Source organism: Cecembia calidifontis (assembly GCF_004216715.1).
Classification (GTDB): Bacteria; Bacteroidota; Bacteroidia; order Cytophagales; family Cyclobacteriaceae; genus Cecembia_A; species Cecembia_A calidifontis.
In genome coordinates this window covers 1,842,524-1,860,000 of record NZ_SGXG01000001.1, presented here as the reverse complement: position 1 = coordinate 1,860,000, position 17,477 = coordinate 1,842,524, and the positions used below count along the sequence as shown (strand labels likewise).

The window sequence follows — 17,477 nt, the reverse complement described above, 5'->3', positions numbered from 1 at the left end:
ATCTCCTATCACACCTTCCGCCAATAATTCTTTCGCTTTTTCATTGCCCAAAGAAGAAACACCTTGGCTACCCACAATCATTACTTTGCCTGACTTTTTCCAGGCATTGATCACGTCCATGCCCTCTTTTACTGAGTGAACCATGGGCTTTTCACAATACACATGCTTTCCTGCATTGAGGGCATCTATACTGATCTGCTTGTGCCAGTGGTCAGAAGTGGCTATGATCACTGCATCCAAATCTTTCCTCTTGAGTAATTCTGTATGATCTTGCGTGACAAAAAGATGGTTCCCCCAACGTTGTTTTGCCGCATCCAGCCTCCCCTTATATAGGTCGCAAACAGCCACAAGTTCAACATTGGCATGGCGAAGTGCCGTGTTGGTATCTTCTATCCCCATAATTCCAGCTCCTATTAAGGCTAATTTTATCGTAGAATTATTGAGGGATGAGAATGGCTGACTTCTATCCAAAATATTTTTTGCTTTTGCTTCTGGACTGAGCGCGAGAGGACTTAAGGCGGCAACTGCCCCTGTCGCACCTAGTTTTTTCAAGAAGTTCCTTCTTTGTTGCTTCATGGCATTAGGGAAATTGTAAATTTTGAAGAGCAAAAGTTAATTAAAATTTTTAAAAAAGTCCGTCAGAATGATTTATAATTTTATAAACGGCAAACAGATTGGGTAAACCTTTTAAATCTAGAAACTCTTGAAATAATCTCTGACTTTTAAACTCCTGCTCCCATACCAGGAAAACATTTCTCCGTCCACCAATTGTACATGCGTTTGCGGTAAATAAGCGGCAAATTCATCGATATGCTTTTGCTTGAAGGGAAAAGGTTCGGAACTGAGGAGAAAAAATCAGGGAATCGGCTATTCAATAACTCCATACAGCTCCCTTACTACCCATTTTCCATCTTGGAACTGTACCTCCACTGCCTTGTCAATAATCACTCCCTTCTCCAGATTAAGTCTCGCCGTATCAATAATCATCCTGTTTTCACTAATAGCTTCCCGAAAACGGTCCTGAATAATGACCTTATTCATAGGCTGTAAGATAATATATACTTTAGTACTGGACTTCTCCTCTATCTCCCGATAAACCTTTCCCTTACAGGAAGAGCAACTGTAATCAGAAACCAAAACATATTGTTGAGATTCATCAGGTGCATGCCCCAAAACCTCCTCAAGATAGAGATGATACCCCCCCTTTTCAGAGGTCTTGTCACAGCTTGAAAAGGTAAAAATCAAAAGCAGGAAAAGTATTGTATTTCTCATTCCACTAAAAAAGTCTTAAAGTACAGCTTATCCTCATTTTCCAAATCCACATAGGTAATATTGAGTCCCTTTTCATTGACAAAGCAGCGATCAAGAAAAAGACCTTTTGCCGTTTTCTTCAGACGCATCTCGGCTACTTTTTTATAATTTTGCTTAGGATCAAATGCCATGACTACCATGTTTCTCGCCCTTTGAATGGGATCTCTAAGCAGATTTGGGATATAATCTTCATTAGGTTCTTCCATAATCCTATAGATCAAGTTTCTATAAGGATCCCAATGAATAGGGCCAAAAATATTATTTTCCTGCCAATGGGCTCTGTATGCATCATTATTTTCTACTTCTTTCTTAGATAAAGGAGGTACTTTTTTGAAATCCAGCGGGTAGGCATCAAACGCATGGACCACATGCATAGACCTATCTGCTACATAAGCCTGTTCATCTGCAGCATAGCTTATAACAAAAAAATCTCCCTCAGGGCTGTAATCTAAAAAAACCATGTCAAAAAACTCCCCCCAAGCCTTGCCCTGAATTCTTTCCGGATATCCCAAAACAGGAATAATCTTTTTGGTGGCTAGAGAATAAGAATTAAGCAATGTTTTTGTATAGGTAGCATCTGCAAAGCGGGAATCAAAATTTGGTGCTCCTGTAAGAAAAATTTCCTCTCCAATTTTTCTAAAAAACCTGTTTCTATTCCAAACGGGTAAAAATGTGTCTTTAGATTTAGGCCAACCGGTATTTTTGTCTATTTCATCATCCTCTGGCATAAAATTCAATGTCCGGATGATTTCAAATTGGCTATCAATAAGGTAAACCTTGTACGCACGGCGACGGTTTAAAAAAATACTGTCCTCATTCAGGATATAAAAATCTTGGACCCCATACTGTAAATTCGGTTGATTGAGAGCATAGGGTAAAGTCTCTAGCAAAGCTCCGGATGCTAAACTGTACAATTTGATCTGTCCTTTGGCTTCAATATGAAATGCATAGGCCTCCTCCCCCTTCCAATCCGGTACATATTGATAATGATCCTCTGTAGGAGAGGTAAACCTATCCAAATCCAAATGATAGGTATTCACTTGCCGAAAAACTCCTAGCGACTCTTCCATTTTCTTTTCAGAGCAAGCTACTAGTGTTAGGAAAATGCATACTATACAAGAAACTCTAATATTCATTATTACTTGATTAAACTGTCCAATAACGGGACGCAAATAAGAACAAGTTTCCTATTTGCACCCTAAAAAATTAATCTTCTACTTTTACATCCACGGGAGGTAAGCATGTGAAATTACCTGGCCTTTCACAGAACTCACTACCGTGCCAAATTCCTCCGGACTGCGCCTGCACCGTCGAATTGGATACAAGCACCACACCACATGTAGCAAACATCATAGCTGCTGCTCCTGCAACTGCTATGACAGTTTTTGGAAATCTGAATGTTGTTGTTTTCATAATATTTGTTTTTTTAGTTGTCTTTCAAAAAAAAAAAAAGATCTTTAAAACGCAAACTTTCTTAGCGATAAAATGAAAAAAATTGTAAAAAAACTTATTCCCAATGACCAATTGAATCCTATTAATAAAAATATTGTTGGGATAATATCAGATTTAGACCATCCAAATATAAACGCTCTCATTAAAATTGGGAGGCAGAAATATCACAAAACTCCATCTAACTCTCTCAATAGCCAATTCCCATCCTGCATCAATATCTCCGCAGCTTTTCAATGATTATTCCTTTGTCCAGGTTTATTCTAGCGGAGTCAATATATAGCCTGTTCTCAAAAATAGCTTCCTGAAAACGCTCCAGAAGAATTGTTTTATTTCTAGGTTGCACGATTACATATACATGTTGTGAAGACTTTCCCTCTATATCCTGATATACTTGCTCTTTACAGGCCGAACAGCCATAATCTGACACAATTATGTAGTGCTGGGATTCTTTAGGTGACTCCCCCAAAACCTCCTCAAGATAGAGATAATAACTGTCCTTTTCAGAAGTCCTGTCACAGCTTGAAAAGGTAAAACTCAAAAGCAGGAAAAGTATTGTATTTCTCATTCCACTAAAAAAGTCTTAAAATACAGCTTATCCTCATTTTCCAAATCCACATAGGTAATATTGAGTCCCTTTTCATTCACAAAACAACGGTCAAGGTAAACTCCTTTTCCGCTTTGAACCAAGCGCATTTCGGCTACTTTTTTATAATCCTGATCAGGGTCAAAGGCCATCACCACCATGTTTCTCGGTTTGTACAATGGGTCTTTCACGAAAACATCCCCATAGTCAGGGTTGGGCTCCAAGGCTATCCGGTAAACCAAATCACGGTACTTATCATAAAGTACTGAACCAAAAATATATTGTTCATTGTAATGGGATAAATAAGACTTTTCTGATTCCCGAGCAGATGAAGGTATAGGCAGTATTTGTTTATATTTATTCGGGAAGGTCTTGAAACTTCCAATCTTTGAAAAATTCAGATCTTTAATGTAAATTTCATCGTCTGCCGCATAACTCAAAAAATACTCGTTTTCATCAGGATTAAAATCTGTATACAAAAAAGCATGAAATGAACCCCAAGCCTTACCTTTAAGTTTTTGAGAATATCCTGTCACCCTTTGAATATCTTTATTCTCTTGACAAACCTTTACCAAAAGACAATCACTATCAAAATAATTTGTAAAATCAGGATCCAAATCAGGTGAGCCAGTCAATACTATATGATTTCCAAAGCTTTTAAATAACCTGTTATGGTTAAAAACAGGAAGAAAAGTATCCTTAGATAATGGCAGACCTGAATTTGGATCAATTTTTTCATCCTCATCTAAAAAATAAAATTCGTTTTTAATGTTTAAATCTGAGTCAACAAGGTATAGTTTATAATGATACCTTTTGTTTAAAAAAATATGATCTTGGTCATGAATATGGAAATCATAAATATTGGGAAGGGCGTTTGGGCCATTTTCACTGTACTTCAATTCCTCCGCCAGATCCCCCGTTTTAAGATCATATAATTTTATGGTATTAGCTTTCCTGACATGAAACGCTATCATCTCCCTGCCTTTCCAGTCAGTAACATACTGGAAAAACTCCTCTACCGGAGACGTATAGCTGTCAAGATTTATTTCATAGCCATCTTTTAACTGGAAGCCTTCTGAACTGACGGCCTCCGGACTTGGGTTGCATGCCACCAGAGGGATTAATACTAAAACATAAACCAATACACCTTTCATTTTTTTCTGATTTTTAAGGATTCTTATTTTAAGAAAAAAGGCAACAAACACCCAAAATCCGTTGTGCTTTGGGGGACTGTGCCTTTCATTTACTTATCATTCTTTTACTTCTACGCAACAGAATGTAGGAAGACAATTTCCGCCCCTTCCCTCACAAGTATTTTTTCTATACGTAGTCCCTAAAGAAGCTTCTTCCTCCATTTCTACAAAAAGCTCTTCGGCTTCTTCTACCACTTCCGTGGCTTCTGATGAAATGAATCCTGTCGTGACAACCATTGCCGCCGCTCCTGCAAACGCCATTACTGTTTTCGGAAATCTGAATGTTGTTGTTTTCATAATATTTGTTTTTTAGTTGTCTTTCAAAAAAAAAAAAAGATCTTTAAAACGCAAACTTTCTTAGTAATAAAATGAAAAAAATTGTAAAAAAACTTATTTCCAATGACCAATTGAAAGCTATTAATAAGAATATTGTTGGGATAATATCAAATTTTAACCATCCAAACATCAACCCGGTAATCTCCATCCACCTTAATCCAGAAGTTGGAAACCCTTACCTGCAATCTCCTTGGTGCAACCTGGGGTCTCTCAATGACTTCATAGAAAAGCACAAAATATCCCTTGAACTTTTGGATAAACTTATTTCTCAAACCCTATCAGGCCTGGCTTACCTGCATTCATTAAACCTCGTGCACTCCGACTTAAAGCTCTCCAATATCCTGATGCACAAAGAAAATGAAAGCATTGACTTTAAAATCGGAGATTTATTGACCTTAAAAAAGGAATCTTCCGGAATCGAATTGAACGGGGGATTTTATACACCCGAAATCCTCGCCCCTGAAGTTTATCTTACCCAAAAAGTATCCTCAAAAATGGATATATGGGCACTTGGTGTCATGCTTTATATCCTATTCACCAAACAGTACCCATTTGGTGACCGGAGAACCTCAAGCATTGGCGAGATCAAAAACAATATTGTAACCGGAAACATTAAAGGGCCTGATTTTGATGCATTTCCTGAACCATTTGGACAATTTATTGAAATGTGCTTAGCTCATGATCCTTATTTGAGACCATCCGCCAGCGAAATTCTTTTGATGATAGAACAGTAAAAAAAGTCATGCTCTGTATCCCCCCTAAAAGATCATTGCATCCACATATTCCCTAAAATACCTCAACCTGCTCCCATACCAGGAAAACATTTCCCCATCCACCAATTGTACCTGCGTTTGCGGTAAATGAGCGGCAAATTCATCGATATGTTTTTGTTTGAAGGGAAAGGGTTCAGAACTGAGCAGAAGAAAATCAGGAGAAAGGGTTATAATTCCCCTTCCATCTCCAAAAGTATCCATTTACCTTCCTGAAAATCCAGCTCCATAGCTTTGTCCATGACGAGATTCATTTCAAGGTTAAGTCTTGAAGTATCAATAAAAAGCCTGTTCTCAAAAATTGCATCCTGAAACCGTTCCCGAAGTACCAATTTATTTCTGGGCTGTAATATGATATATACTTTATTATTGGCCTTTTCCTCTATCTCCCGATAAACCTGCTCCTTACAGGAAGAGCAGCTGTAATCCGAAACTAATACATATTGTTTAGATTCATCCGGAGACTTTCCCAAAATCTCCTCAAGATAGAGATAATAACTGTCCTTTTCAGAAGTTCTGTCACAGCTTGAAAAAGTAAAACTCAAAAGCAGGAAAAGTATTGTATTTCTCATTCCACTAAAAAAGTCTTAAAATACAGCTTATCCTCATTTTCCAAATCCACATAGGTAATATTGAGTCCCTTTTCATTCACAAAACAACGGTCAAGGTAAACTCCTTTTCCGTTTTGAACCAAGCGCATTTCGGCCACTTTTTTATAATCCTGATCAGGGTCAAAGGCCATCACCACCATGTTTCTCGGTTTGTACAATGGGTCTTTCACGAAAACATCCCCATAGTCAGGGTTGGGCTCCAAGGCTACACGGTAAACCAAATCACGGTACTCATCATAAAGTACTGAACCAAAAATATATTGTTCATTATAATGGGATAAATAAGCCCTATCATTATTCTTAGCTACTCCGGGAAGAGGTTCAATTCTTTTAAAGTTTTTCGGATGAGCGGCAAATTTTTCCAAATACTGATCTTTATAGTCTGACAAATAAAGGGATTCATCAGCTGCATAACTTAGCAGAAATTTATTTGAAGATTCAATAAAATCAGAATAAAGATTTGCATGAAAAACGCCCCAAGCATTTCCCTTCATTGTTTTAGGATACCCTAAAAGTCTCTTGATTTCTTTAGACCCTAAATTCAGGTTTACTAATAAACAATTAACTTCATAGGATGATGAATAATCTGCATTTTTGTCAGGTACTCCGTTAACAATAATTTGGTCACCAAACTTCCTAAAGAGCTCTTTTTCGTTAAATACTAAAAGAAATGAATCACCGGAAAGTGGTATTCCTGAATTTGGATCAATTTTTTCATCATCTTCTAAAAAATAAAATTCGTTTTTAATGTTAAAATCTGAGTCAACAAGGTATAGTGTATAATGATACCTTTTGTTTAAAAAAATATGATCTTGGTCATGAATATGAAAATCATAAATATTGGGAAGGGCGTTTGGACCATTTTCACTGTACTTCAATTCCTCCGCCAGATCCCCCGTTTTAAGATCATATAATTTTATGGTATTAGCTTTCCTGACATGAAACGCTATCATCTCCCTGCCTTTCCAGTCAGTAACATACTGGAAAAACTCCTCTACCGGAGACGTATAGCTGTCAAGATTTATTTCATAGCCATCTTTTAACTGGAAACCTTCTGAACTGACGCCCCCCGGACTCGGATTACATGCCACCAGAGGGATTAATACTAAAGCATAAACCAATACACCTTTCATGTTTTTCTGATTTTTGAGGATTCTTTTTTAAGAAAAAAGGCAACAAACACCCAAAAACTGATGTGCTTTGGGTGACTGTGCCTTTCATTTACTTATCATTCTTTTACTTCTACGCAACAGAATGTAGGAAGACAATTTCCGCCCCTTCCCTCACAAGTATTTTTTCTATACGTAGTCCCTAAAGAAGCTTCTTCCTCCATTTCTACAAAAAGCTCTTCGGCTTCTTCTACCACCTCCGTGGCTTCTGATGAAATGAATCCTGTCGTGACAACCATTGCCGCTGCTCCCGCAATCGCCATTACTGTTTTCGGAAATCTGAATGTTGTTGTTTTCATAATATTTGTTTTTTAGTTGTCTTTCAAAAAAAAAAAAAAAGATCTTGAAAACGCAAACTTTCTTAGTAATAAAATGAAAAAAATTGTAAAAAAACTTATTTCCAATGACCAATTGAAAGCTATTAATAAGAATATTGTTGGGATAATATCAAATTTTAACCATCCAAACATCAACCCGGTAATCTCCATCCACCTTAATCCAGAAGTTGGAAACCCTTACCTGCAATCTCCTTGGTGCAACCTGGGGTCTCTCAATGACTTCATAGAAAAGCACAAAATATCCCTTGAACTTTTGGATAAACTTATTTCTCAAACCCTATCAGGCCTGGCTTACCTGCATTCATTAAACCTCGTGCACTCCGACTTAAAGCTCTCCAATATCCTGATGCACAAAGAAAATGAAAGCATTGACTTTAAAATCGGAGATTTATTGACCTTAAAAAAGGAATCTTCCGGAATCGAATTGAACGGGGGATTTTATACACCCGAAATCCTCGCCCCTGAAGTTTATCTTACCCAAAAAGTATCCTCAAAAATGGATATATGGGCACTTGGTGTCATGCTTTATATCCTATTCACCAAACAGTACCCATTTGGTGACCGGAGAACCTCAAGCATTGGCGAGATCAAAAACAATATTGTAACCGGAAACATTAAAGGGCCTGATTTTGATGCATTTCCTGAACCATTTGGACAATTTATTGAAATGTGCTTAGCTCATGATCCTTATTTGAGACCATCCCCTTCCGAAATCCTAAAAATGATTGAATAAACTTTAGGGCAATATTCTAAGATTACTAAAACGGAACTCCTTCCACATATTCCCTAAAATACCTCAACCTGCCCCCATTCCAGGAAAACATTTCCCCATCCACCAATTGTACCTGCGTTTGCGGTAAATAAGCGGCAAATTCATTGATATGCTTTTGCTTGAAGGGAAAAGGCTCGGAACTGAGTAGTAAAAATCAGGGGATGGGCTATTCAATAACTCAATCCAGCTCCCTTACTACCCATTTTCCATCTTGGAACTGTACCTCCACTGCCTTGTCAATAATCACTCCCTTCTCCAGATTAAGTCTCGCCGTATCAATAATCAGCCTGTTTTCACTAATAGCTTCCCGAAAACGGTCCTGAATAATGACCTTATTCCTAGGCTGTAAGATAATATATACTTTAGTACTGGACTTCTCCTCTATCTCCCGATAAACCTTTTCCTTACAGGAAGAGCAGCTATAATCCGAAACCAATACATATTGTTGAGATGCATCAGGTGCCTCTCCCAAAATCTTCTCAAGATAGAGATAATAATTGTCCATTTCAGATGTCCTGTCACAGCTTGAAAAGGTAAAAATCCAAAGCAGGAAAAGTATTGTATTTCTCATTCCACTAAAAAAGTCTTAAAATACAGCTTGTCCTCGTTTTCCAGATCCACATAGGTAATATTTAGTCCCTTTTCATTCACAAAACACCGGTCCAGGTAAACTCCTTTCCCGCTTTGAACCAAGCGCATTTCAGCCACTTTTTTATAATCCTGATCAGGGTCAAAGGCCATCACTACCATATTTCTCGGCCTGTACAATGGGTCTTTCACGAAAACATCCCCATAGTCAGGGTTGGGCTCCAAAGCTATACGGTAAACCAAATCACGGTACTCATCATAAAGTACTGAACCAAAAATATATTGTTCATTGTAATGATTTAGGTAAGCCTTATCAGAATTTGCAGCGGAAGGTGGTATTGGCTTTATGGGTTTAAACCCCGTAGGCTTAGCCTCAAAGCTATTTAAGATATTTAAACCATTTTCAGCTAAATACAATTCTTCATCAGCTGCAAAACTTAGATAAAACATATCAGTCAATTCGGAATGAAAAGTATAAAGGTTCCCATGAAATGTCCCCCATGCTTTACCTTTCATTTTTAGTGGGTATCCTAATAGCCTTTTGATCTCACCGGTTTTTTCATTTACCTCGACCAACAAACAATTTACAGCAAAGGCTTTGGGGGAAGATCTATTCACATCAGCAAAACCAGAGACTATAAAACCATTTTTATTTTTTTTTATAATCTTATTATGATCAAAAATGGGCAAAAAAGTATCTGAAGCCAAAGGAATTCCGGAACTGGGATCAAGCTTGGTACCCGGCTCCAAAAATCCGTATGTTTTTTTGAGTTCAAAGTCCTTATTTACCAAATGGGTCTTATAATGATATTTCCTGTTCAAAAATATATGGTCTTCATCATGGATATGAAAATCATATATGTTTTGGAAGGCATTTGGTCCATCATCAGCATATTTCAAAGACTCTGTTAATTTACCAGATTTTAAATCATACAACTTTATTTCTCCTTTTTTTCGGATGTGAAAAGCTATCGCATCATTGCCTCTCCAACTAGGTACAAATTGGAAATACTCTTCTACAGGTGATGTAAACTGATCTAAATCAATCCTATATTCCCCTGATGCAACAAACTGTCGATTATCTTTATTGTTAGCTTCTCCACTACAATTTAGATTCAAAAGAGAAAAAATTAAAATTGGTAACAGCATTTTAGTTATCAAAAATTTCATAATTAATTAAAATATAGATTTAGTATTTTTGGGAAAGTTTCATAAGTTAGCCGCAGTAATCTCTTTAAAATCAAGTTTTGTTTAAATAGAAATTACCGCGGCCTTTGGTTAACCTTAATTATTCTTTTGGCGGAGTAACGCAACAGAAAGTCGGCAAACAATTCCCCCCTCTTGCACCACATTGCAAATCTCTATAAGTAGTTCCTAAGAAAGCTTCTTCCTCCATTTCTACAAATAGCTCTTCCGCTTCTTCTACCACCTCCGTGGCTTCTGATGAAATGAAACCTGTGGTGACAACCAATGCCGCTGCTCCCGCAATCGCCATTACTGTTTTCGGAAATCTGAATGTTGTTGTTTTCATAATATTTGTTTTTTAGTTGTCTTTCAAAAAAAAAAAAAGAGCCATGTTCAAGTCATAAATGCAACGCCTAATTTTTTCATTAGACATTCGATAGGACTAAGATAATTAAACTTTCTTATTGGCCTGTTATTGATTTTGGTTTCTATATTTTGGATCTGTTCCCGAGAGATTTGATTGAGGTCAGTACCCTTTGGCAGGAAAGCCCTGATAAGTCCGATTCTGTTTTCCACTGTTCCTTTATCCTGTGAAGTGTATGGTCTTGTAAAGAATGTTGGGATATTGAATTTATCTCTGATTTTATAATGGTTTGCGAATGCCATATCATTATCGAAAGTGATTGATTTGAAGAACGAAGCACCAATTCTCTGTATTCTCTTTGCTATTTTCTGTTCAATGATATCTGCATTTTTACCATCAAGTTTCTCTATGGTAGTAACCAAGGTTGCCCTGTCCACCAGTACCAAAAGAGCTGATTTGTGGTTTTTCCCCATCATAAGGTCTACTTCAATATCTCCTATCCTTTGTCTTTTTTCAACTACAGGAGGCCTTTGGTCAATTGGAACTCTCTCCCTGATAATTCCTCTGGTATGCCTGTAATTACCTCTCTTACGCTTTCTTTTACCATGCCGGAGATTCTTGTAAAGCTCCCTGTCCCTTCGGTATCTCCAATGGCTACTTTTTTTGGCAGTAAATATCCAGTTGTAGAGTGTCTCATGACAAACCCCTTCTTTACCTTGTTTCTTCCAGGTGACCGATATTAGCTCTGGGCTCAATTTGTCAACAACAAGGAATTTGCGGGCCTCTTCTTTAAGGGACTCGGTAAATTTGATTCGCTTTCTCTTGAGTCTATGTCTTTCGTCTGTACGGTTCTGGGCAACTGCAGCCTTATATTCACCGCTATAACGGCCCCTCTTGCCGGTATTTCTTTGAAGTTCTCTGGATACAGTACTTTTGTTGACACCGATAATCGCAGCGATTTTGGTCTGGGAAGTTCCGTTTCTAAATAAAGCCTCTATTTGGTACCTTTGTTCCTGGCTGAGATGTTTAAATTTATTCATGACAACACTAAATTAATATTTTCAGCCTAAGGGAAGGAACCTAGGTTCCTTCCCTTAAACCCTTAGTGTTGCATTTATGACTTGAATATAGGAGATCTTTAAAACGCAAACTTTCTTAGCGTTAAAATGAAAAAAATTGTAAAAAAACTCATTCCCATTGACCAATGGGATGCTATAGACAAGAATATTATTGGTATTGTATCAAAATTAGACCACCCAAATATCAACCCGGTAATCTCCATCCACCTTAATCCAGAAGTTGGAAACCCTTACCTGCAATCTCCTTGGTGCAACCTGGGGTCTCTCAATGACTTCATAGAAAAGCACAAAATATCCCTTCAACTTCTGAACAAACTCATTTTTCAAACCCTATCAGGCCTGGCTTACCTGCATTCATTAAACCTCGTGCACTCCGACTTAAAGCTCTCCAATATCCTCATGCACAAAGAAAATGAAAGCATTGACTTTAAAATCGGAGATTTATTGACCTTAAAAAAGGAATCTTCGGGAATCGAATTGAACGGGGGATTTTATACACCCGAAATCCTCGCCCCTGAAGTTTATCTTTCCCAAAAAGTGACTTCAAAAATGGATATATGGGCACTTGGTGTCATGCTTTATATCCTATTCACCAAACAGTACCCGTTTGGTGACCGGAGAACCTCAAGCATAGCCGAGGTCAAAAACAATATTGTAACCGGAAATATTAAAGGGCCTGCATTTGATACATTTCCTGAACCATTTGGACAATTTATTGAAATGTGCTTAGCTCATGATCCTTATTTGAGACCATCCCCTTCCGAAATCCTAAAAATGATTGAATAAACTTTAGGGCAATATTTTAAGATTACTAAAACGGAACTCCTTCCACATATTCCCTGAAATACCTCAACCTGCTCCCATACCAGGAAAACATTTCCCCATCCACCAATTGTACCTGCGTTTGCGGTAAATGAGCGGCAAATTCATCGATATGTTTTTGTTTGAAGGGAAAGGGTTCGGAACTGAGCAGTAAAAAGTCAGGGGAAAGGTTTTTTAAATCCTCCATGGAAAGCTCAGGGTAACGAGGCTCCTGTACCAAGTTGGTAAATCCTGCTTTACCCAACATATAATGGATAAATGTTTGTGTTCCAGCAGCCATCACCGGATCCTTCCAAATCAGATACACAGCTGAACCCTTGTTTCGTTGAGAAAGGGAGGCCATTTCAAGGCTGATTACATGAATCAATTCCTTTGCCTTGGCAGTAGTTCCGGTGATCTCCCCTATTCCCTTCATCATCTCCAAAGCATCCTCCAAAGTAGATATGTCGCTCATCCAGACAGGGTATTTCTCTGCCAATAGTTCTATTCCCTTCTGATAATTTTCCTCTTTGTTACCAATAATCAGATCGGGTTGTAGGGCTTCAATCTTATCGAAATGAAAATTCTTAGTTCCTCCGATGATGGTCTTTTGTTTTTTAAGCCTTTGGGGATGCACGCAAAACTTCGTCAGCCCGACCAGCCTCTCCTCCAAACCCAAATCCACCAACAACTCCGTCTGCGAAGGCACGAGCGAAACAATCCGCTGAGGATGCTCAGGGATGTTGACCGTTCGGTTCATTTGGTCGGTGTAGAAGGGCATTTTTTGAATGAGGAATGAAGAGTGGGGAATTAGGAATTGGTTGATTGAGTGATTGGTGGATTAGCTAATTATGTGACTTGTGATTAGTTTTAAGAGTTGTCATGGTTGTCGTCGGGTTATCATGACACAAGTCGCTAGACACAAGACATAAGACTTAAGACCAAATTACTGTTGGCTGGGGCCTTCCAAGATAATCCTAATACAGTCAGACGTAAAATCAAACCTTGTTTCTTGACTCTTGCCTCTTGTTTCTATACAACAATCTCAAGTCATTTGACAAATCAAGTCTATCCTTCTAGCCTCTAAACCACATATCTAAAATCAAAACCCGGATCAAACTCTGTTAGGAACTTGTACATGAGTTCAATCACATTGTTGATATCTTCCTTGCTGGCGGTTTCTACTGTAGTGTGCATGTATTTCAATGGCAAAGAAATTAAGGCCGAAGGCACCCCTTCATTGGAATAGGCAAAAGCGTCTGTGTCTGTTCCTGTGCTTCTTGAAGCGGCTGCTCTCTGAAATGGGATATCGTTTTTCTTTGCCGTTAAAATGATCAGGTCCAACAGTTTTTTATGTACTGCAGCGCCATATGTTAAAACGGGGCCTTTTCCAGCTACTTGTTCCCCGGAACTGATTTTGCTGTACAAGGGCGCTGTAGTGTCATGACAGACATCCGTAATGATGGCAATATTGGGTTTTATTCTCGATGCAATCATTTCTGCACCTCGTAGACCAATCTCTTCTTGCACCGCATTGACTATATACAGTCCAAAGGGGAGTTTACTTCCTGATTCTTTTATTTTTTTGGCCACTTGGGCAATCATATAGCCTCCAATTCTGTTATCCAAGGCTCTGCCAGAATAGAACTTCCCGTTCAGCTCCTGTAGCTCGTCTTTGAAAGTGATGACACATCCGACATGAATGCCCATTTCATCTACTTCCTCCTTTGTCCTGGCCCCCACATCTATAAAAATATTGTCCAAAGTCGGTGCTTCTTCTTTTCCATCTTTTCTGACATGAATGGCCGGCCAACCGAATACCCCTGGCACTATACCCTTATCTGTATGGATATTCACTCGCATAGAAGGGGCTATCATATGGTCCGAACCTCCGTTTCTCCTTACATAAATATAGCCATCGGAATTGATATAATTTACAAACCAGGAAATCTCATCCGCATGGGCCTCGATGACCACTTTATAGGGGTGTTCAGGGTTGATCACTCCTACAGCCGAACCATAATGATCTGTAAAATAGGTATCAACAAAAGGTCTGAGATAATCCAGCCATATCTGTTGTCCTGATGCCTCAAAGCCTGTGGGAGAGGCATTGTTAAGGTACTTGTATAAGAAGTCTATATTTGGAGCCATTGGTATCCTGAGAATTTGGTTTATTTTATATAATTATCGAATCATTACAAGGGTATATTCCCGTGTTTCTTTCTTGGAAGTTTGTCCACCTTGTTTTCCAACATTTTGTAAGCACGGATGAGTTTCTCCCTGGTTTCGGAAGGCATGATGACCTCATCTACAAACCCCCTGTGGGCAGCACGGTAAGGATTGGCAAACTTGGCAGTGTACTCATCAATTTTCTCCTGGAGTTTGGCTTCGGGATTTTCAGCTTCGGCAATCTCTCTTTTGAAAATAATTTCAGCAGCTCCTTTTGCTCCCATCACGGCAATTTCTGCCGTTGGCCAAGCAAAATTCAGGTCTGCACCGATATGCTTGGAGTTCATTACATCGTAAGCACCACCATAAGCCTTTCTCGTAATCACCGTTACCCTTGGCACGGTAGCTTCAGAAAAGGCATAGAGCAGTTTTGCGCCGTTGACAATAATGCCGTTCCATTCCTGGTCTGTCCCGGGCAAGAAACCAGGCACATCTACCAAAACCAACAAAGGCACATTGAAAGAATCACAGAATCGCACGAATCTGGCTGCTTTGATAGAGGCATGGTTGTCGAGTACTCCAGCAAGGGACTGGGGCTGGTTGCCTACAATGCCTATGCTCCTGCCAGCCAATCTGGCGAATCCCACCACAATGTTGTCCGCGTAATTTTTATGCACTTCAAAGAAAGAACCTTCGTCCACTATTCCATCAATCACCTCACGCATATCGTAAGGATGGTTGGGATTGTCAGGAATAATGCTGTCGAGCACTTCCCTGGTCTCATCTTCCTTCAGCTCATACTCATATACAGGCGCCTCGTCTTCGCAGTTTTGAGGGATATAGCTCAGTAGTTTTTTGATATGGTCGATGCATTCCAATTCATTGGCACAGGCAAAATGGGTGACCCCACTTTTGGTACTGTGGGTGCTGGCTCCTCCCAATTCCTCTGCCGTGACGGTTTCCTGGGTTACAGTTTTCACTACATTTGGGCCAGTCACAAACATATAAGAGGTATTTTCTACCATCAAAATAAAGTCCGTGATGGCAGGTGAATACACTGCACCACCGGCGCATGGCCCCATGATGGCAGAAATCTGAGGTACCACACCGGATGCCAAGGTATTCCTGTAGAAAATATCCGCATAGCCACCCAAGGAAACTACCCCTTCCTGAATACGGGCACCTCCGGAATCGTTCAATCCTATCACAGGAGCCCCATTTTTCATGGCCATGTCCATGATTTTACAGATTTTTTCGGCATGGGTTTCTGAAAGTGACCCTCCAAACACTGTAAAGTCCTGAGAATAAACGTATACCAAACGCCCATTGATTTCACCATAGCCTGTCACGACACCATCTCCCAAGTAGTGTTCTTTATCGAGTCCAAAATCCTTGGCCCGGTGCATAACAAATTTATCTATCTCCTGAAAAGTCCCTTCATCCATTAAAAGGTGGATACGTTCCCTGGCAGTAAGTTTGCCTTTTTTGTGCTGGGCGGCAATTCTGCTTTCCCCTCCCCCTTGTAGTGCCTCTTCATTTTTTTTCTTTAGAAGTTCAAACTTATCCTTATTGGTCGGCAGGGTGTACACACCTTTAATATTGCTATCCATATTTCTAAAGTCATTTTGGTTTGGCCCAAATATAAGGACCGTGGAATAAGGTAGAAAATAATTCTTGATGAAGATAGGGGCAATTCCAAAATCCGGAGATTAAAAAAGTAATTTTCATGGATTTACGATAAACTTTCTATATTCGCACAACTAAAAATCAGGCTGGCATGATTCCTAATAAGGCAGCAATTATTGACATGGGCACCAATACATTTCATTTGTTATTGGTTGAGTTATACGAGAATCGATTCGAAACCATTTACAAAGAAAAGTCCCCGGTAAAAATCGGACAGGGAGGTATCAGTAATAATATGATCCATCCTGATGCGGAAAAGAGGGCGTTTTATACCCTTCAGCATTTTAAAAATCTGATTGACGGAGAAGGTATCACCAATATTTTTGCTTTTGCCACAAGTGCGGTCCGCAATGCGGATAACGGAGCGGAATTTGTAGAAAAAATCCGTGAAAAATTCAAAATTTATGTGAATGTGATCGATGGTGAAGAAGAAGCCCAGCTGATTTTTGAGGGTATTAGGCTCAGCGGTGCACTTAACGACCAAACCAGCCTGATGATGGACATTGGAGGAGGGTCTGTAGAATTTATTATTGGGAACCAGCAACAGGCCTTTTGGAGAAAAAGCTTTGAAATCGGTGGGCAGCGCATGTTGGATCTTTTTCATTATCATGATCCAATACTACCCGAGGAAGTTGAAAACCTAACTGTTTATCTCTCTGAAAAACTTCAGCCTTTGGCAGAAGCCATTCAACATTATCAGCCAACAGGTCTTGTAGGAGCTTCCGGAACTTTTGACACGCTTTCCGACATTTACTATGCTTCATTGCATCAAACAAAACAGAGAACAGAGCAAGTATTTCAACTACCCCGTGAAGAATTTGAGATCATCGCAAGGAAATTATTGACTTTGAATAAGGAGGAAAGGTTGAAAATCCCTGGAATGATTGCCATGCGGGTGGATATGATTGTCGTGGCATCTTGTTTGATAGAATACATATTAAAATTATTACCTGTCAATATCCTCATCTGTTCCAATTATGCTTTAAAAGAAGGGGTGATTGCCCGGTTGATGGGAAAAGATTCCCTTGCAACGGTTGAAAGCAGGTAAATCATTCATTGCTTTATTGATA

At 39.1% G+C, this 17,477-nt stretch carries 22 protein-coding genes (1 of these 22 cut by a window edge); 4 read left to right on the top strand and 18 right to left on the bottom strand.

Annotation, left to right across the window (positions count from 1 at the left end; translation table 11 throughout):
• The 7 genes from BC751_RS08170 to BC751_RS08135 form a co-directional block, all read right to left on the bottom strand.
• Positions 1 to 576: the beginning of a Gfo/Idh/MocA family oxidoreductase gene (locus BC751_RS08170; protein ID WP_130275119.1), read on the bottom strand. Its footprint begins 774 nt before the window's first position; 576 of the gene's 1,350 nt are visible here — the first part of the coding sequence; it begins with the start codon at positions 574 to 576; the stop codon falls past the left edge of the window.
• A 291-nt stretch (positions 577 to 867) separates the two neighbouring features.
• Positions 868 to 1,272, bottom strand: a complete 405-nt coding sequence (locus tag BC751_RS08160; RefSeq protein WP_130275118.1) for a hypothetical protein — start codon at positions 1,270 to 1,272, stop codon at positions 868 to 870.
• Positions 1,269 to 2,447 (bottom strand): DUF4221 family protein, encoded by a 1,179-nt coding sequence (locus BC751_RS08155; protein ID WP_130275117.1) that lies wholly within the window; start codon positions 2,445 to 2,447, stop codon positions 1,269 to 1,271. The genes BC751_RS08160 and BC751_RS08155 overlap by 4 nt, the downstream gene beginning before the upstream one ends.
• Before the next feature lie 70 nt (positions 2,448 to 2,517).
• Complete coding sequence (locus tag BC751_RS08150) at positions 2,518 to 2,724, bottom strand: hypothetical protein (RefSeq protein WP_130275116.1); 207 nt, start codon at positions 2,722 to 2,724, stop codon at positions 2,518 to 2,520.
• 250 nt (positions 2,725 to 2,974) lie between these two features.
• Positions 2,975 to 3,328 (bottom strand): hypothetical protein, encoded by a 354-nt coding sequence (locus tag BC751_RS08145; protein ID WP_130275115.1) that lies wholly within the window; start codon positions 3,326 to 3,328, stop codon positions 2,975 to 2,977.
• On the bottom strand, positions 3,325 to 4,500 hold the full coding sequence (locus tag BC751_RS08140) for a DUF4221 family protein (RefSeq protein ID WP_130275114.1): 1,176 nt from the start codon (positions 4,498 to 4,500) through the stop codon (positions 3,325 to 3,327). Before BC751_RS08140 ends, BC751_RS08145 begins: the two co-directional genes overlap by 4 nt.
• Positions 4,501 to 4,596: 96 nt before the next feature.
• Positions 4,597 to 4,836, bottom strand: coding sequence for a hypothetical protein (locus BC751_RS08135; RefSeq protein ID WP_130275113.1), 240 nt, complete (start codon positions 4,834 to 4,836; stop codon positions 4,597 to 4,599).
• 71 nt (positions 4,837 to 4,907) lie between these two features.
• On the opposite strand from BC751_RS08135, the gene BC751_RS08130 reads away from it, so the two are divergent.
• Positions 4,908 to 5,609 carry a protein kinase domain-containing protein gene (locus BC751_RS08130; RefSeq protein ID WP_130275112.1) on the top strand — a complete coding sequence of 234 codons (702 nt, stop codon included), beginning with the start codon at positions 4,908 to 4,910 and terminating at the stop codon, positions 5,607 to 5,609.
• Between the two features lie 24 nt (positions 5,610 to 5,633).
• On the opposite strand, the gene BC751_RS08125 is transcribed toward BC751_RS08130, so the two are convergent.
• The 4 genes from BC751_RS08125 to BC751_RS08110 all read right to left on the bottom strand — a co-directional run bounded on the left by BC751_RS08125 (position 5,634) and on the right by BC751_RS08110 (position 7,724).
• Positions 5,634 to 5,849, bottom strand: coding sequence for a hypothetical protein (locus BC751_RS08125; RefSeq protein ID WP_207226855.1), 216 nt, complete (start codon positions 5,847 to 5,849; stop codon positions 5,634 to 5,636).
• Positions 5,816 to 6,217 (bottom strand): hypothetical protein, encoded by a 402-nt coding sequence (locus tag BC751_RS08120; protein ID WP_130275111.1) that lies wholly within the window; start codon positions 6,215 to 6,217, stop codon positions 5,816 to 5,818. Before BC751_RS08120 ends, BC751_RS08125 begins: the two co-directional genes overlap by 34 nt.
• On the bottom strand, positions 6,214 to 7,389 hold the full coding sequence (locus BC751_RS08115) for a DUF4221 family protein (RefSeq protein WP_130275110.1): 1,176 nt from the start codon (positions 7,387 to 7,389) through the stop codon (positions 6,214 to 6,216). Before BC751_RS08115 ends, BC751_RS08120 begins: the two co-directional genes overlap by 4 nt.
• A 95-nt stretch (positions 7,390 to 7,484) precedes the next feature.
• Positions 7,485 to 7,724, bottom strand: coding sequence for a hypothetical protein (locus tag BC751_RS08110; protein ID WP_130275109.1), 240 nt, complete (start codon positions 7,722 to 7,724; stop codon positions 7,485 to 7,487).
• A 73-nt stretch (positions 7,725 to 7,797) separates the two neighbouring features.
• On the opposite strand from BC751_RS08110, the gene BC751_RS08105 reads away from it, so the two are divergent.
• A complete protein-coding gene (locus BC751_RS08105; protein WP_130275108.1) occupies positions 7,798 to 8,496 on the top strand; it encodes a protein kinase domain-containing protein in 699 nt (232 codons plus the stop codon).
• A gap of 217 nt (positions 8,497 to 8,713) precedes the next feature.
• Here BC751_RS08105 and BC751_RS08095 read toward each other — a convergent pair whose 3' ends face one another.
• The 4 genes from BC751_RS08095 to BC751_RS08080 form a co-directional block, all read right to left on the bottom strand.
• Positions 8,714 to 9,106 carry a hypothetical protein gene (locus tag BC751_RS08095; protein ID WP_130275107.1) on the bottom strand — a complete coding sequence of 131 codons (393 nt, stop codon included), beginning with the start codon at positions 9,104 to 9,106 and terminating at the stop codon, positions 8,714 to 8,716.
• On the bottom strand, positions 9,103 to 10,242 hold the full coding sequence (locus BC751_RS08090) for a DUF4221 family protein (RefSeq protein WP_242617406.1): 1,140 nt from the start codon (positions 10,240 to 10,242) through the stop codon (positions 9,103 to 9,105). The genes BC751_RS08095 and BC751_RS08090 overlap by 4 nt, the downstream gene beginning before the upstream one ends.
• Before the next feature lie 169 nt (positions 10,243 to 10,411).
• The gene (locus BC751_RS08085; protein ID WP_130275105.1) at positions 10,412 to 10,654 is read right to left on the bottom strand and encodes a hypothetical protein; all 243 of its coding nucleotides are present in this window, start codon (positions 10,652 to 10,654) and stop codon (positions 10,412 to 10,414) included.
• Between the two features lie 47 nt (positions 10,655 to 10,701).
• Entirely contained in the window at positions 10,702 to 11,712 is a 1,011-nt protein-coding gene (locus BC751_RS08080) for an IS30 family transposase (RefSeq protein ID WP_130273814.1), read from the bottom strand.
• A 126-nt stretch (positions 11,713 to 11,838) separates the two neighbouring features.
• Here BC751_RS08080 and BC751_RS08075 point away from each other — a divergent pair, with 126 nt between their 5' ends.
• A complete protein-coding gene (locus BC751_RS08075; protein ID WP_130275104.1) occupies positions 11,839 to 12,537 on the top strand; it encodes a protein kinase domain-containing protein in 699 nt (232 codons plus the stop codon).
• A 25-nt stretch (positions 12,538 to 12,562) separates the two neighbouring features.
• Here BC751_RS08075 and BC751_RS08070 read toward each other — a convergent pair whose 3' ends face one another.
• The 3 genes from BC751_RS08070 to BC751_RS08060 form a co-directional block, all read right to left on the bottom strand.
• Complete coding sequence (locus BC751_RS08070; RefSeq protein WP_130275103.1) at positions 12,563 to 13,333, bottom strand: ABC transporter substrate-binding protein; 771 nt, start codon at positions 13,331 to 13,333, stop codon at positions 12,563 to 12,565.
• Between the two features lie 302 nt (positions 13,334 to 13,635).
• Positions 13,636 to 14,703 (bottom strand): M42 family metallopeptidase, encoded by a 1,068-nt coding sequence (locus tag BC751_RS08065; protein WP_130275102.1) that lies wholly within the window; start codon positions 14,701 to 14,703, stop codon positions 13,636 to 13,638.
• Positions 14,704 to 14,747: 44 nt separating this feature from the next.
• A complete protein-coding gene (locus BC751_RS08060; protein ID WP_130275101.1) occupies positions 14,748 to 16,331 on the bottom strand; it encodes an acyl-CoA carboxylase subunit beta in 1,584 nt (527 codons plus the stop codon).
• A gap of 167 nt (positions 16,332 to 16,498) precedes the next feature.
• Between BC751_RS08060 and BC751_RS08055 the strand changes: the two genes are divergently transcribed.
• Positions 16,499 to 17,455, top strand: a complete 957-nt coding sequence (locus tag BC751_RS08055) for a Ppx/GppA phosphatase family protein (RefSeq protein ID WP_130275100.1) — start codon at positions 16,499 to 16,501, stop codon at positions 17,453 to 17,455.
• The last annotated feature ends 22 nt before the right edge of the window (positions 17,456 to 17,477 follow it).

Coding starts and splice junctions, on each gene's coding strand:
- BC751_RS08160 (WP_130275118.1), bottom strand. CDS start 1,272: ATGAGAAATACAATACTTTTCCTGCTTTTGATTTTTACCTTTTCAAGC.
- BC751_RS08155 (WP_130275117.1), bottom strand. CDS start 2,447: ATGAATATTAGAGTTTCTTGTATAGTATGCATTTTCCTAACACTAGTA.
- BC751_RS08150 (WP_130275116.1), bottom strand. CDS start 2,724: ATGAAAACAACAACATTCAGATTTCCAAAAACTGTCATAGCAGTTGCA.
- BC751_RS08145 (WP_130275115.1), bottom strand. CDS start 3,328: ATGAGAAATACAATACTTTTCCTGCTTTTGAGTTTTACCTTTTCAAGC.
- BC751_RS08140 (WP_130275114.1), bottom strand. CDS start 4,500: ATGAAAGGTGTATTGGTTTATGTTTTAGTATTAATCCCTCTGGTGGCA.
- BC751_RS08135 (WP_130275113.1), bottom strand. CDS start 4,836: ATGAAAACAACAACATTCAGATTTCCGAAAACAGTAATGGCGTTTGCA.
- BC751_RS08130 (WP_130275112.1), top strand. CDS start 4,908: ATGAAAAAAATTGTAAAAAAACTTATTTCCAATGACCAATTGAAAGCT.
- BC751_RS08125 (WP_207226855.1), bottom strand. CDS start 5,849: ATGGATACTTTTGGAGATGGAAGGGGAATTATAACCCTTTCTCCTGAT.
- BC751_RS08120 (WP_130275111.1), bottom strand. CDS start 6,217: ATGAGAAATACAATACTTTTCCTGCTTTTGAGTTTTACTTTTTCAAGC.
- BC751_RS08115 (WP_130275110.1), bottom strand. CDS start 7,389: ATGAAAGGTGTATTGGTTTATGCTTTAGTATTAATCCCTCTGGTGGCA.
- BC751_RS08110 (WP_130275109.1), bottom strand. CDS start 7,724: ATGAAAACAACAACATTCAGATTTCCGAAAACAGTAATGGCGATTGCG.
- BC751_RS08105 (WP_130275108.1), top strand. CDS start 7,798: ATGAAAAAAATTGTAAAAAAACTTATTTCCAATGACCAATTGAAAGCT.
- BC751_RS08095 (WP_130275107.1), bottom strand. CDS start 9,106: ATGAGAAATACAATACTTTTCCTGCTTTGGATTTTTACCTTTTCAAGC.
- BC751_RS08085 (WP_130275105.1), bottom strand. CDS start 10,654: ATGAAAACAACAACATTCAGATTTCCGAAAACAGTAATGGCGATTGCG.
- BC751_RS08080 (WP_130273814.1), bottom strand. CDS start 11,712: ATGAATAAATTTAAACATCTCAGCCAGGAACAAAGGTACCAAATAGAG.
- BC751_RS08075 (WP_130275104.1), top strand. CDS start 11,839: ATGAAAAAAATTGTAAAAAAACTCATTCCCATTGACCAATGGGATGCT.
- BC751_RS08070 (WP_130275103.1), bottom strand. CDS start 13,333: ATGCCCTTCTACACCGACCAAATGAACCGAACGGTCAACATCCCTGAG.
- BC751_RS08065 (WP_130275102.1), bottom strand. CDS start 14,703: ATGGCTCCAAATATAGACTTCTTATACAAGTACCTTAACAATGCCTCT.
- BC751_RS08060 (WP_130275101.1), bottom strand. CDS start 16,331: ATGGATAGCAATATTAAAGGTGTGTACACCCTGCCGACCAATAAGGAT.
- BC751_RS08055 (WP_130275100.1), top strand. CDS start 16,499: ATGATTCCTAATAAGGCAGCAATTATTGACATGGGCACCAATACATTT.